General features: G+C 67.6%; 14 protein-coding genes. 10 read left to right on the top strand and 4 right to left on the bottom strand.

Annotation, left to right across the window (positions count from 1 at the left end; all coding sequences use genetic code 11):
- The first annotated feature begins 24 nt into the window (after positions 1 to 24).
- Positions 25 to 270 carry a DUF2630 family protein gene (locus tag ACFULV_RS31075; protein ID WP_101465668.1) on the top strand — a complete coding sequence of 82 codons (246 nt, stop codon included), beginning with the start codon at positions 25 to 27 and terminating at the stop codon, positions 268 to 270.
- Positions 267 to 1,712 (top strand): dihydrolipoyl dehydrogenase family protein, encoded by a 1,446-nt coding sequence (locus ACFULV_RS31070; RefSeq protein WP_378662934.1) that lies wholly within the window; start codon positions 267 to 269, stop codon positions 1,710 to 1,712. Before ACFULV_RS31075 ends, ACFULV_RS31070 begins: the two co-directional genes overlap by 4 nt.
- Here ACFULV_RS31070 and ACFULV_RS31065 read toward each other — a convergent pair.
- Positions 1,705 to 2,574 (bottom strand): Fpg/Nei family DNA glycosylase, encoded by an 870-nt coding sequence (locus ACFULV_RS31065; protein ID WP_378635851.1) that lies wholly within the window; start codon positions 2,572 to 2,574, stop codon positions 1,705 to 1,707. The two genes, ACFULV_RS31070 and ACFULV_RS31065, sit on opposite strands and share 8 nt — an antisense overlap.
- Positions 2,575 to 2,592: 18 nt before the next feature.
- Positions 2,593 to 3,351 (bottom strand): precorrin-6A synthase (deacetylating), encoded by a 759-nt coding sequence (gene cobF, locus ACFULV_RS31060; RefSeq protein ID WP_378662931.1) that lies wholly within the window; start codon positions 3,349 to 3,351, stop codon positions 2,593 to 2,595.
- Positions 3,352 to 3,409: 58 nt separating this feature from the next.
- Between cobF and ACFULV_RS31055 the strand changes: the two genes are divergently transcribed.
- From ACFULV_RS31055 to ACFULV_RS31030, 6 genes are all read left to right on the top strand, one after another.
- Positions 3,410 to 4,213 (top strand): thymidylate synthase, encoded by an 804-nt coding sequence (locus ACFULV_RS31055; protein WP_378635846.1) that lies wholly within the window; start codon positions 3,410 to 3,412, stop codon positions 4,211 to 4,213.
- The gene (locus ACFULV_RS31050; RefSeq protein ID WP_378662928.1) at positions 4,210 to 4,695 is read left to right on the top strand and encodes a dihydrofolate reductase; all 486 of its coding nucleotides are present in this window, start codon (positions 4,210 to 4,212) and stop codon (positions 4,693 to 4,695) included. The genes ACFULV_RS31055 and ACFULV_RS31050 overlap by 4 nt, the downstream gene beginning before the upstream one ends.
- Before the next feature lie 104 nt (positions 4,696 to 4,799).
- Positions 4,800 to 5,126 (top strand): cupin domain-containing protein, encoded by a 327-nt coding sequence (locus ACFULV_RS31045; RefSeq protein WP_101465662.1) that lies wholly within the window; start codon positions 4,800 to 4,802, stop codon positions 5,124 to 5,126.
- A 78-nt stretch (positions 5,127 to 5,204) separates the two neighbouring features.
- The gene (locus tag ACFULV_RS31040) at positions 5,205 to 6,260 is read left to right on the top strand and encodes a Dyp-type peroxidase (protein ID WP_378635841.1); all 1,056 of its coding nucleotides are present in this window, start codon (positions 5,205 to 5,207) and stop codon (positions 6,258 to 6,260) included.
- Entirely contained in the window at positions 6,261 to 7,058 is a 798-nt protein-coding gene (locus tag ACFULV_RS31035) for a family 1 encapsulin nanocompartment shell protein (RefSeq protein WP_378662926.1), read from the top strand.
- Positions 7,059 to 7,153: 95 nt separating this feature from the next.
- Positions 7,154 to 7,681, top strand: coding sequence for a hypothetical protein (locus ACFULV_RS31030; protein ID WP_101465660.1), 528 nt, complete (start codon positions 7,154 to 7,156; stop codon positions 7,679 to 7,681).
- Between the two features lie 6 nt (positions 7,682 to 7,687).
- On the opposite strand, the gene ACFULV_RS31025 is transcribed toward ACFULV_RS31030, so the two are convergent.
- Positions 7,688 to 8,608, bottom strand: a complete 921-nt coding sequence (locus ACFULV_RS31025; protein ID WP_378662923.1) for a GlxA family transcriptional regulator — start codon at positions 8,606 to 8,608, stop codon at positions 7,688 to 7,690.
- 203 nt (positions 8,609 to 8,811) lie between these two features.
- On the opposite strand from ACFULV_RS31025, the gene ACFULV_RS31020 reads away from it, so the two are divergent.
- A complete protein-coding gene (locus ACFULV_RS31020) occupies positions 8,812 to 9,633 on the top strand; it encodes an alpha/beta fold hydrolase (protein ID WP_378635832.1) in 822 nt (273 codons plus the stop codon).
- A gap of 36 nt (positions 9,634 to 9,669) precedes the next feature.
- On the opposite strand, the gene ACFULV_RS31015 is transcribed toward ACFULV_RS31020, so the two are convergent.
- Positions 9,670 to 10,341 (bottom strand): TetR/AcrR family transcriptional regulator, encoded by a 672-nt coding sequence (locus tag ACFULV_RS31015; protein WP_378635830.1) that lies wholly within the window; start codon positions 10,339 to 10,341, stop codon positions 9,670 to 9,672.
- A gap of 217 nt (positions 10,342 to 10,558) precedes the next feature.
- On the opposite strand from ACFULV_RS31015, the gene ACFULV_RS31010 reads away from it, so the two are divergent.
- Positions 10,559 to 12,094, top strand: a complete 1,536-nt coding sequence (locus ACFULV_RS31010; protein WP_378662921.1) for an amino acid permease — start codon at positions 10,559 to 10,561, stop codon at positions 12,092 to 12,094.
- Positions 12,095 to 12,311: the final 217 nt, after the last annotated feature.

Below are 12,311 nucleotides of genomic sequence, written 5' to 3'. Positions count from 1 at the left end.
TCCGACTATCGAAGTGGTGAGAGCATGACTGATCAGGACATTCTGGCGCGGATCAAACAGCTGGTCGACGACGAGCACTCGCTGCGAGCCAAGGCCACCGCGGGCGAGATCGACCCGGTAGCCGAACGCAAGCAGCTGGCCGAACTGGAAGTGATGCTCGATCAGGCCTGGGATCTGTTGCGGCAGAGACGCGCCCGCAGCGGCTCCGGCGAATCTCCCGAGGACACGGGGCTGCGTTCCCCCCGTGAGGTCGAGGGCTATCTGCAGTGACCGAGCTCGAGTACGACGTCATCGTCATCGGTGCCGGCCCGGCGGGTGAGAACGCCGCCGCCTACGCCATCGCGGGCAGCGACCGCACCGCCGCCCTGGTCGAGCGGGAACTGTTCGGCGGCGAATGCAGCTACTGGGCGTGCATTCCCAGCAAGGCACTGCTGCGCCCCGGCGCCGTACTCGACCTCGGCGAGGCGATGCCGGGGGTGAGCGCGAGCGGCCCGCAGGTGGCCGACATCCTCGCCCGCCGCGACGCCTTCGTGCACGACCACGACGACAGTTCCCAGGTCGAGTGGGCGAAATCGACCGGCATCGACACCGTCCGTGGGGCCGGCCGTCTGGTCGGCGAACGACTCGTCGAGGTAAGCACCGACGACGGCGTGAAGCGCTTGCGCGCCCGGCATGCCGTCGTCCTGGCGACCGGCACCACCGCCACCATCCCGGATATTCAGGGCGTGCGCGAGGCGCTGCCGTGGACCTCCCGCGACGCCACCAACCTGACCGTCGTCCCGCGCCGGGTCGCCATCATCGGCGGCGGTGTCGTCGCCTGCGAAACGGCGACCTGGCTGGCCGAACTCGGCGCCGAGGAGGTGACCCTGCTGGTCCGGGGTGACCGCCTGCTGCCGCGCAGCGAGCCGTTCGCGTCGGAGCTGGTGCTGCGGGGCTTGCGTGACACCGGAAACGTCGAGGTGCGGTTCCACACCGAACCGTTACTGGTCTCGCGCCGCGATCCCGAGGACACCGGCGTCGGCCGCCTCCACGGCGGTCCGGTCACCCTGGTGCTCGGCGACGGCGAACTCGAGGTGGACGAACTCGTCGTCGCCACCGGCCGCGGCCCCGCCACCGCGGATCTCGGTCTCGACGCGGTGGGGCTGCCCGCCGGCTATGTCGAAGTCGACGACCAGCTGACCGCGCGTGCGGTGTCCGGCGACTGGCTCTACGCCGTCGGCGATGTGAATCATCGTGTGGCGCTGACACATATGGGCAAGTACCAGGCCAGGGTAGCCGGTGACGTGATCGCCGCCCGCGCGGAGGGCAGGCCACTCGACGGCTCGCGGTTCACCGCGAGCGCCGACCATCAGCAGGTGCCCCAGGTCGTCTACACCGCACCGGAACTCGCCTCCGTCGGCCTCACCGAACACGAGGCGCGCACCACCGGACACGCGGTGGACACCGTCGAGCTCGACATCGCCGTCGCGGGGTCCGCGCTCTCGCGTGACGACTTCCACGGCCGCGCGAAACTCGTGATAGATATTGCCGCCGACCGTATTCTCGGCGCCACCTTCGTCGGTCCCGATATGGGTGAGCAGTTGCACGCGGCCACCATCGCGGTGGTGGGACGGGTGCCCATGGAGGCTCTGTGGAACGCGGTGCCCGCCTTCCCCACCGTCAGCGAATTCTGGCTCCGGCTGCTGGAAGCCTGGCGCGAGAAGACTATTTGAGCAGCCGCGACATCCGCCGGTCGGCGAGCACCTTGCCGCCGGTCTGGCAGGTGGCGCAGTACTGGAAGGACCGCTCCGCGTAGGACACCTCACGCACGGTGTCACCACAGACCGGGCACGCCTGCCCGGTTCTGGCGTGTACCCGCATGCCTGAACGCTTTTCGCCCTTCAATCGGGCCGCGTCCTGTCCCACCGAACGATCGACCGCGTCGAGCAGCACCGTGCGCATCGCGATGTACAACTGCGAAACCTTTTCCGCGGACATCGTTCTGGTGTTCGCGAACGGGGAGATCTTCGCGGTGTGCAGGATCTCGTCGGAATAGGCATTGCCGATTCCGGCGATCAGAGTCTGATCCACGATCGCGGTCTTGATTCGCTGCGATGTGCTTTTCAGCAGCGCGGCGAATTCGTCCTCGGTCAGTCCGAGCGCGTCGGGTCCGAGCCGTGCGATCCCCGGCACCGCCATCGGATCCTCGACGACATACACCGCCAGCCGCTTCTTCGTCCCCGCCTCGGTCAGGTCGATCGCGGGCGTGGCGCCCTCGGGCGTGAAGAAATGCACGCGCAGCGCCAGCGGGCTCTTACCGCCCGGCTTGGGCGGCAACGGATTCGGCTCATCGACCCAGCGCAACCATCCGCCGCGCGACAAATGGGTGATCAACCACAGTCCGCCACAATCCATTCCGAGGAATTTCCCCCACCGCCCCGCACCGGTGACATCGCGGCCGGACAACGCGGTGACCGGCGGATCGAACGTTTTCACCGCGCTCAAGGCCGCCACGTCCACACGGCCGACCACAGCGCCGACGGCATGATCCCGAAGGAACTGCGCCAACGCCTCTATTTCCGGCAGTTCGGGCACGGTTGCCAGTTTAGCTATTCATCGTGCGTCGGCGCGGGATCCGTCGCGGAGCAGATAGACATCCATGATCCAGCCTTTTTCCGCGCGCAGTTCCGCGCGGCGGGCCACGATGCGGCTTTCGACTTCGCGCAGATCGCCTTCGATCAGGATTTCGTCGGGCATGCCGAGGTAGGCGCCCCACCAGATATGGATATCGTCGCCACGGACCTCGGTGAACGAGCATTCGCCGTCCAGCATCACCACGGTCGACCCGGGTCCGAGCCCTTCTTCGCGCAATCTGCGCCCTGTCGTGACGTGGACGGGCTCACCGATCCGGTGCAGCACCATGCGGTGCCGGGCGGCCAGCGCGGCGATGCTGGTGACGCCGGGGATCACCTCGTAGTCGAAGTCGGCGCGCCCGCGCGCCAGCACGTGCTCGACCATGCGCAGGGTGCTGTCGTAGAGCGCCGGATCTCCCCACACGAGGATCGCGCCGACGCCGTCCACCTGGTCGAACGCGGCTTCGAGGAGTTCGGAACGCCGTTCGTGCCAATCGACGACGACACCGGCGTAGTCGGCGGGAGTGCGCTCACGCGGCGGATCGGTGATCTCGATGATCCGATGCGGCGTGTCCACGTGTTCGGCCAGGATCGTGGTACGCACGTCGACCAGTTCCTGTTTCTCGGCGCCCTTGCCGATCACGAAGAAGGCCTCGGCCTTTCGCATGGCCTTGATCGCCTGCATCGTCACCTGGTCGGGGTCGCCGGCGCCGATGCCGATCACGTAGAGCTTGCGCATAGCCGAAGAGCTTGCCAGGTGCCGATCAGCAGAGCCGACCCCCGTAGAATCGCAAGACGTGGCCACCCCTGATACGCAGTACGAGGATCTGCTCCGGCACGTTCTGGAGCGAGGCACGCCCAAGGCCGATCGCACCGGCACCGGAACCCGCAGCATCTTCGGTCACCAGCTGCGCTACGACCTGGCTGAATCCTTCCCGCTGATCACCACCAAGCGGGTCCACATGAAGTCCATCGCCTACGAACTGCTGTGGTTCCTGCGCGGCGACTCCAACGTCGCCTGGCTGCGCGAGCACGGCGTGACCATCTGGGACGAATGGGCCGACGCCAAGGGTGAGCTCGGCCCCGTCTACGGCGTGCAGTGGCGCTCGTGGCCAACCCCCGACGGCACCCACATCGACCAGATCGCCCAGGTGCTGCACACCCTGCGCACCGACCCCGACTCGCGCCGGATGATCGTCTCGGCCTGGAACGTGGCCGACCTGGACAAGATGGCGCTGGCCCCCTGCCACGCCTTCTTCCAGTTCTATGTCGCCGACGGCAAACTGTCCTGCCAGCTGTACCAGCGCAGCGCCGACCTGTTCCTCGGTGTGCCGTTCAATATCGCCAGCTACGCCCTGCTCACCCTGATGGTCGCCCAGCAGACCGAGCTCGAGCCGGGCGAGTTCATCTGGACCGGCGGCGACGTGCACATCTACGACAACCACGTCGACCAGGTCCGCGAGCAGCTCAGCCGCGAGCCCTACCCGTTCCCGACGCTGCACCTGCGCCCGGCGACGAGCCTGTTCGACTACGCCTACGAGGACATCGAGCTGTCCGATTACAAACATCACCCCGGCATCAAGGCGCCGGTGGCGGTGTGAAGCAGATCGGCCTGATCTGGGCGCAGGCGAACGACCGGGTGATCGGTGTCGACAACACCATTCCGTGGCGGGTGCCCGAGGATATGGCGAATTTCCGCGACACCACCATGGGGCACCCGGTGATCATGGGCAGACGGACGTGGGATTCGCTGCCCGCGAGCTTTCGTCCGCTGTCCGGCCGGCGCAACATCGTGGTCACCCGCCAGGCCGAGTGGGCGGCCGACGGTGCCGAACGCGCCGCCTCCGTGCCCGACGCGCTGACGATGACCGGCGAGTCCGACACCTGGGTGGCGGGCGGCGGCGAGATCTACCGCGCCGCGCTGCCCTCGGCGACGACGCTGCTGGTCACCGAGGTCGACACCACCGTGGCAGGTGATGCCTTCGCCCCGGTCATCGGCCCGGAATGGCATGCGGACGACGCCCCGTGGCTGACCTCGAAAACCGGTCTGCGCTACCGCATTCGCCACTACACCCGCGGCTGACAACACACAGCTAACGGTCGCGGCAAAACGCCCGAACGCGTGGGCGCCGTCGGGCATACTCCTGGCAAGACCTGCCCGCGAGATGCCTGCGAAAGGCCCGATCCATGGACAAGAAATCGCTGACGGCGGTGGCCCGTCAACAGCTCAAGCTGGCGGCCACCTCGACGAGCGGCCGGAGTTCGCAAACCCTCATCGGCGGCCATACCCACGCGCTGCGCCAGACGGTCGTCGCACTCGCCGAGGGACAGAGCCTGGCCGAACACGACAATGCGGGTGATGCCACCATCCAGGTGCTCTCCGGCACGCTGGTGCTGATCGCGGGCACCGACGAGTGGAAGGGTTCGGCAGGCGATCTCATCGTGGTGCCGCGCGCCCGCCACAGTGTCAAAGCTGTGGACGACGTCACATTTTTGCTGACCGTCGCGAAATAGCAGGTCGATCGCCCGAAAACATCTGACACCTCGAGGCGTTGATCGGACCTGTCGGTGCGGAGCCGTACTGTGGACGCCATGGGTGAGCCACAGCCGATCCTCGATCCACTCACGCCGTCCGCGATCTTCCTTGTCGCCACCATCGATTCCGGTGGCGAATCCGCGGTCCGCGACCTCTTGGCAGACATCTCCGGATTGCGCCGTTCGATCGGTTTCCGGGTGCCCGGTGAAGGATTGACCTGCGTCACCTCGATCGGCTCGGCGGCCTGGGACCGGCTCTTCGTCGGCCCGAAACCCGCTGAGCTGCACGAGTTCCCGGGTTACAACGGCCCGATCCACAGCGCCCCGGCCACCCCTGGCGACCTGTTCTTCCACATCAGGGGCGAGACCCAGGGCCCGTGCTTCGAACTCGCCATGGTGATCGGCGCCCGCCTCAAAGGCGCGGCGACCATCGTCGACGAAACGGTCGGCTTCCGCTATTTCGAGCAGCGCGACCTGCTCGGCTTCGTCGACGGCACCGAGAACCCCGAAGGCCCGGGCGCGGCCTCGGCGGCGCTGATCGGCGACGAGGATCCCGAGTTCACCGGCGGTAGCTATGTCGTCGTGCAGAAGTACACCCACCCGCTCGACCAGTGGAACGCGCTGTCGATCGAGGAACAGGAGCGGGTGATCGGGCGGACCAAGCTCGCCGACTACGAACTGCCCGACGACGTGAAACCCGCCGACTCGCACGTCGCGGTGAACACGATCACCGACCCCGACGGCACCGAGCGCCAGATCGTGCGCGCCAACATGCCGTTCGGCACCATCGGCGCCGGCGAGTTCGGCACCTACTACGTGGCCTATGCCGCCACCCCGAGCGTCACCGAACGCATGCTCGAACGGATGTTCCTCGGTACCAGCGAGGCGGCTTACGACCGCATCCTCGACTTCTCCTTCGCTGTTACCGGCACGCTCTTCTTCACTCCCACCGTGGATTTCCTCGATGACCTGCCCGACGCACCCGACACGGCAGCCACCGAGGTCGAGCCGGCGACACTGTCCGAAATCGTCCCCGTCGAACGCGCGAACGCGGCGGCAGCCGCTCGCTCGGACGGCTCCCTCGCAATCGGCACGATGAAAAGGAGTAATTGAATGAACAACCTGCATCGCGAACTCGCGCCGATCACCGGCGAAGCCTGGTCGCAGATCGAGGAGGAGGCAACCCGCACGTTCAAGCGCAATATCGCGGGTCGCCGGGTGGTCGACGTGTCGGGACCGCACGGCTTCGACTTCTCGGCCCGCAACCTCGGCCGGGTCACCTCGATCGCCTCGCCCGACGACGGCGTGCAGGCTCGTCAGCGCGTGATCCAACCGGTCATCGAGCTGCGGGTGCCGTTCACCCTGCAACGCTCCGAGCTCGACGACATCGAGCGCGGAGCGGGCGACGCCGACCTCGACAACCTCAAGGACGCCGCGCAGAAGATCGCCTTCGCCGAAGACCGCGCGATCTTCGAGAGCTACGCCGCCGCGGGCATCACCGGGATCCGCGAGGCCGCCTCGAACTCCCCCGTCGCCCTTCCGGGCAATGTCGTCGACATTCCCGATGCCATCTCGCACGCCCTCACCGGCCTGCGCCTGGCCGGCGTGCAGGGCCCGTACTCGGTGGTGCTCAGCGCCGAGCTGTACACCCAGGTCAGCGAAACCTCCGATCACGGTCACCCGATCCGGACCCACATCGAGCGGCTGATCGACGGCGAGATCATCTGGGCTCCGGCGATCTCCGGCGGTTTCGCGCTCACCACCCGCGGCGGCGACTTCGAGCTCGCGCTCGGCCAGGACCTGTCGATCGGCTACCTCAGCCACGACGCCGAGACGGTGCAGCTGTACTTCCAGGAGACCTTCACCTTCCTCGTCGAGACCTCCGAGGCAGCGGTGTCGCTCGGCTCGTGAGCCCACAGCGGTGCGCACCGCTAGGGTGAGCCACGAATCGTGATTCGCCGATCGGCGCGAGCATCGGGCCCGGCGAGCTGGAGAGGGAGGTCCGCATGTCGGTCGTGCGTGCCGGTGTGGTGTCCACCAGGCGGAGTCTGTTCTATTGCTTGATCGCGGTCCTGGTCACCACGGGCGTCGTCGGGTTGTTCCTGGCGATGTTCGGGGTGAACCGGGTGATCACCGGGCTGCTGGTCGGGGCGGTCGGCGGCTTCGCGGTGGGTGTCGCGCTGTTCGTCCGTGACGTCATCGAGTTGCACGAGCACGCGATCTACGCGCGGACCCCGTTCCGCTCGTCGACCGTGCCGTGGGACCGCGTCGTCGCGGGCCGCTTCACCCTCGACGAGCACGCCCGCTGGGCACTGGCACTCGACCTGAACGGCGAGTCGGCCGACGAACTGGTGCTGCTGTCCATCCCACCGGTGATCCGCCCCGTCACGGGCGCCTACGACATGCGCAAGCGCGAACAGGTGAGCGAGATCCGGGAAATGCTGCGCGCCAAGCGAATCCCGATCACCGTGCTGCCCGAGATCGCGGGCGCACTCAACCAGCACTGGCAGATCGCCCCGCCGACCGCCCGCTGAGACCCGCTACGCACTCGCCTCGGATTCGAACCTGCGCCGGTAGTCCGAGGGCGACACCCCGAGCCGCGTGACAAAGGCCCGGCGTAGTGCCTCGGCGCTGGCGAAACCCGCGCCGGACGCGGCCCGGCTCACCGAACTGCCGGCTTCGAGCTCGGCCCGCGCGAGATCGAACCGCACATTCGCCGCGTACTCGGCCGGGCTGAGCCCGGTCTCCTCGGTGAACAGGCGGGTGAGGTGACGGACGCTCACATTGACGTATCGCGCGAGGTCCACCACGCTGTGCCGCGCGGCGGGGTCCCTGGCGATCAGGTCGGTGACCACGCGCACCGGACCGGGTGGCAGGGCGACGGCGCGCATGGGCGTCGAGAACTGGGTCTGCCCGCCGGAACGCTGCAGATAGACCAGAAGCCCCTGAGCGACCTGGCGAGCGATGTCGCTGCCCAGATCGTCCGCTACCAACGCGAGCGCGAGGTCGATGCCCGCCGCGACGCCCGCCGAGGTCGCGATGTCGTTGTCCCGCACGAAGATCCGGTCCGCCTGCACGTCGATCCGGGGATACCGGCGGGCGAGCTCGGCGGCGAATTTCCAGTGTGTGGTCGCGCTTCGGCCGTCCAGCATCCCGAGTTCGGCCAGCACGAAGGCGCCACTGCAGATGGACACGACCCGACGGCTGCGCGCCGCGAGAACGCGGGCGGCCTCGACCAGATCGGGACGCACGAACTCGGCGGGGCGCACTTCGCTGCCGGGCACCACGAGCGTGTCGAGCAGGGGCGCATCCGCCACGGAAGTCGTCACAGCAACTCCCTGGCCCACCGAGCTGTGCACCGGTGCGCCAGTGGGCGAGATCAGCACGATCTCGTAGGCATCGGCGAACTGATTCGCCTCGACGAATACCTCTGCGGGACCGACGTAGTCGAGTGCCTTCACCCCGTCGAACAGGAGAAACCCGATACGCCGTGTACCACTGGAAGTAGTGTGATGTAGGCGATTCCGGGGTGTGGACATGCCGATAAATCTACTGTTTGGCCGGAATGGCGGGATCTTCGGCCGTTCCGGTGGGCGACAGCGCACCGGCGCTCGACAACTATGGGCAACCTACTCGTCCGCATCTCCGACAGGAGCACAGCACAATGCCCTACTTCACCACCACCGACGGCACCGAGATCTATTTCTCCGATTGGGGCACCGGACAACCTGTCGTCTTCAGCCACGGCTGGCCGCTGAGCTCCGACGCGTGGGCACTGGAGCGCAAGACCTTCGCCGACGCGGGCTACCGCGTCATCGCACACGACCGCCGCGGTCACGGCCGCTCCTCGCAGCCGTGGCAGGGCAACGACATGGACACCTACGCGCGCGATCTCGCCGAGCTGATCGAGTCACTCGACCTGCGCGATGTCATCGTGGTCGGGCACTCGACCGGAGGCGGCGAAGTCGTGCGTTACGCCGCCCAGCACGGTGTGGACCGGGTCGCCAAGGTCGTCACCATCGGCGCGGTACCGCCGATCATGGTCGCCACCGAGGCCTATCCCGACGGCTTGCCGATGGAGGTGTTCGACAATATCCGCGCCGGGGTGCTCAGCGACCGCTCCAGCTTCTATCAGGAGCTCGCCCCCTCGTTCTTCGGCTTCAACCGCGAGGGAGCCGTCGTCTCGAAGGGCGCGCAGGACGACTTCTGGCGCCAGGGCATGCTCGCCGGGATCCAGGCCGCCTACGAGTGTGTCGCCGCGTTCTCCGCGACCGACTTCACCGAGGATCTGAAGGCGCTGCGGGTGCCGGTCTTCATCGCACACGGCGACGACGACCAGATCGTGCCGATCGCGAATGCCGCGCTGAAGTCGATCGAGCTCGTCGAGAAGGGAACGCTGAAGGTGTACGCGGGCGCACCGCACGGCGTCTTCGGCGCCTATCAGCAGGAGCTCATCCAGGACATCCTGGCGTTCATCCGAAGTTGAGGTATCGCGGCGCTCCTCGCCACCGGGTACGGCCTCTCAGGCGGGAGCGATCTCGCCCAGCCGTGCGAGGAGCGCCGCGGCCGATGCCCGCACCGCACCCGTGTCGCCCGGGTAGCCGACGATGCGCAGAACGGCGTCCGGGATGACGCGCTCGGTGTCCACGCCCGCCGCCCCCTCGTCGTACCTGATCGCGATCACCGTCTCCACCAGCCGGAACGGCAGGATCCGCGCGTCGCCGGATTCCCCCGCGGCCGTCGATGCCGCGGCGGCCAGACGCTCGTAGTGTCCGCGCAGTTCGTCACGTCGTCGCCGGAACGCGACGAAGCGTTCCGTGCGCAACTCCGGCAGCAGGTACAGCGCGCCCAGATTCCACCGCGCCGTCCGCAATTGGCGCACGTCGAACAGGGCCAGAGCGTAGAGCTGGGTCGCCGCGCCGTCCGGTTCGGTCATCATCCGCTGCGCCAGTTCGACCGGTCCCGCCACTGTTTCGGCCAGTAGCGCGTCGAGGATGTCGTCCTTGGCGGCGAAGTGGTGATACAGCGATGCCTGCCGGATGCCGACCGCGTCGGCGACTGCCCGCGTCGAGGTGTTGGCGTACCCCTTGGTGGTGAAGAGCTCCGCCGCCGCGTCGAGGATCTCCGCGCGCGGCGTAGTTCCCTGCCTGCGCCGCTGTTCCAGCCGGGGACGCCCGGGACCGAGATTCGCCACACCGAAGATTCTGTCATCGGGCCACGACCTGCACCGCAGCGGGCAGCTCACCAGCGAGAATGCCCGGCCGTCGAATTTCTGTCATTTGACAGAAACTCACGCAACGCAGAAGTTACCGCGGGGCGTCCAGTCGATACACGCACGACACCGTTCGAGCGATCGCGCGCGCAAAACTATCGACTGATAGATATTGGCCGAACCGCTGAAGGACACCGACATGGCCACGACATTCGAATCCCCCGCCGCCCCACCCGAACTCGGCCGCGACAGCGCCGATCTGGCAGCCTTCGGCTACACGCCGGTCCTGCACCGCAAACTGGGGCGTTACGCGTCCTTCGCGGCAGGTTTCTCGTTCGTCTCCATCCTCACCACGATCTTCCAGTTCTTCGGCTTCGGCTATTCGTTCGGCGGCGCCGCCTTCTTCTGGACGTGGCCGCTGGTGTTCGCGGGCCAGTTCCTGGTCGCGCTGAACTTCGCCGAGCTCGCCGCCCGCTACCCGATCTCCGGCTGTATCTATCAGTGGTCACGTCGGCTGGCCGGCGGGCTGATCGGCTGGTTCGCCGGCTGGATGATGGTGATCGCGCAGGTCGTGACCGCCGCCGCGGCCGCCATCGCACTCCAGGTGGTGCTGCCCTCGATCTGGAGCGGATTCCAGCTCATCGGCACCGACACCGCGCTGACCTCCCGCGACGGCGCGATGAACGCGGTGCTGCTCGGCAGCGTGTTGCTCGTCGTCACCACCACCATCAACGTGATCGGCATCGACCTGATGTCGAAGATCAATTCGATCGGTGTCACCGTCGAGATCGTCGGCGTGCTGGCGATCATCGCGCTGTTCTTCGCCAACACCGAGCGCGGCCCCGATGTGGTGTTCCAGACCGACCAGGCCTCCCCCGGCCCGTACTGGGCGGCGTTCCTGGTCTCGGGCCTGATGGCCGCGTACGTGATGGTCGGATTCGATTCCGCCGGTGAGCTTTCCGAGGAGACCAAGAACCCGCGCAAGGTCGCTCCCCGCACCATCCTGCTCGCGCTGGCGGTCTCGGCGCTGGGCGGCGGCCTCATGCTGCTCGGCGCGCTGATGGCGGCTCCGAGCCTGTCCGACGGCGAATTGTCCACCGGTGGACTGGCTTACGTCATCACCTCGAAGCTGAACAGCCCCGCCGGTTCGGTGCTGCTCGGCTGTGTCGCGGTCGCCGTGATCGTGTGCACCCTCGCCATCCAGACCGCGGGCTCGCGCCTGATGTTCTCGATGGCCCGCGACGGCAAACTGCCCTTCGCGAAAGCCCTGTCCACCGTGCACCCCCGCTTCGGCACCCCCGTGTGGCCCGCCGTCGCGATCGGAGCCCTCGGCATCTGCCTGCTGGTCCTGAACCTCGGCAACCCTGCCATCTTCGCCACCCTCGCCAGCGTCTGCATCGTCAGCCTGTACCTGGCCTACCTCCTGGTCACCGTGCCACTGCTGCTGCGCCGCATCCAGGGCCTGCCCGCCCCCGACGACAAGACCCTGTTCCACCTGGGCCGCCTTGGCATCCCCATCAACGCCCTCGCCGTCGTCTGGGGCATCGCCATGGTCATCAACCTGGCCTGGCCCCGCCCCGAGGTCTACACCCCCGCCGGCGGCAGCTGGTGGCAACTCTGGGCAGGCCCCCTGTCGGTGGCCGTAATCCTCACCACCGGCGCCATCGTCTACCGCGCGGTAGTAGCAGCCAAGACCCCCACCCCCCTCACCGAAACCGCCCCCGCCACAACCTGATCCGCCCCGACCACACCACACACCCAGCCAGCCAGCCGACACACCTTCAACAACCCACCGCACGCACACCCAGCCCGTCCCCGTCTTCAACAACCCACCCAACCCACCCACCGCACTCCCGACCCCTAGGGAGGGACGGCCACGAAGTGGCCGGTCCGCGGCCGGGCCGCCGGTCAGGCTCCGGGGCGTACGCGACGAAGGAGCAAGCACCGGTGCC

The organism is Nocardia sp. NPDC057272, from assembly GCF_042668615.1.
In the GTDB taxonomy this organism is placed as follows: domain Bacteria; phylum Actinomycetota; class Actinomycetes; order Mycobacteriales; family Mycobacteriaceae; genus Nocardia.
The sequence above is the reverse complement of the archived record's forward strand: the minus strand, read 5'-3'. Positions and strand labels throughout refer to the sequence as shown.

Bases quoted from the DNA above. Each gene is read 5' to 3' on its own strand.
- ACFULV_RS31075 (WP_101465668.1), top strand. From the start codon at position 25: ATGACTGATCAGGACATTCTGGCGCGGATCAAACAGCTGGTCGACGAC.
- cobF (WP_378662931.1), bottom strand. From the start codon at position 3,351: ATGCGCAAGCTCTACGTGATCGGCATCGGCGCCGGCGACCCCGACCAG.
- ACFULV_RS31045 (WP_101465662.1), top strand. From the start codon at position 4,800: ATGGACAAGAAATCGCTGACGGCGGTGGCCCGTCAACAGCTCAAGCTG.
- ACFULV_RS31040 (WP_378635841.1), top strand. From the start codon at position 5,205: ATGGGTGAGCCACAGCCGATCCTCGATCCACTCACGCCGTCCGCGATC.
- ACFULV_RS31035 (WP_378662926.1), top strand. From the start codon at position 6,261: ATGAACAACCTGCATCGCGAACTCGCGCCGATCACCGGCGAAGCCTGG.
- ACFULV_RS31030 (WP_101465660.1), top strand. From the start codon at position 7,154: ATGTCGGTCGTGCGTGCCGGTGTGGTGTCCACCAGGCGGAGTCTGTTC.
- ACFULV_RS31020 (WP_378635832.1), top strand. From the start codon at position 8,812: ATGCCCTACTTCACCACCACCGACGGCACCGAGATCTATTTCTCCGAT.
- ACFULV_RS31010 (WP_378662921.1), top strand. From the start codon at position 10,559: ATGGCCACGACATTCGAATCCCCCGCCGCCCCACCCGAACTCGGCCGC.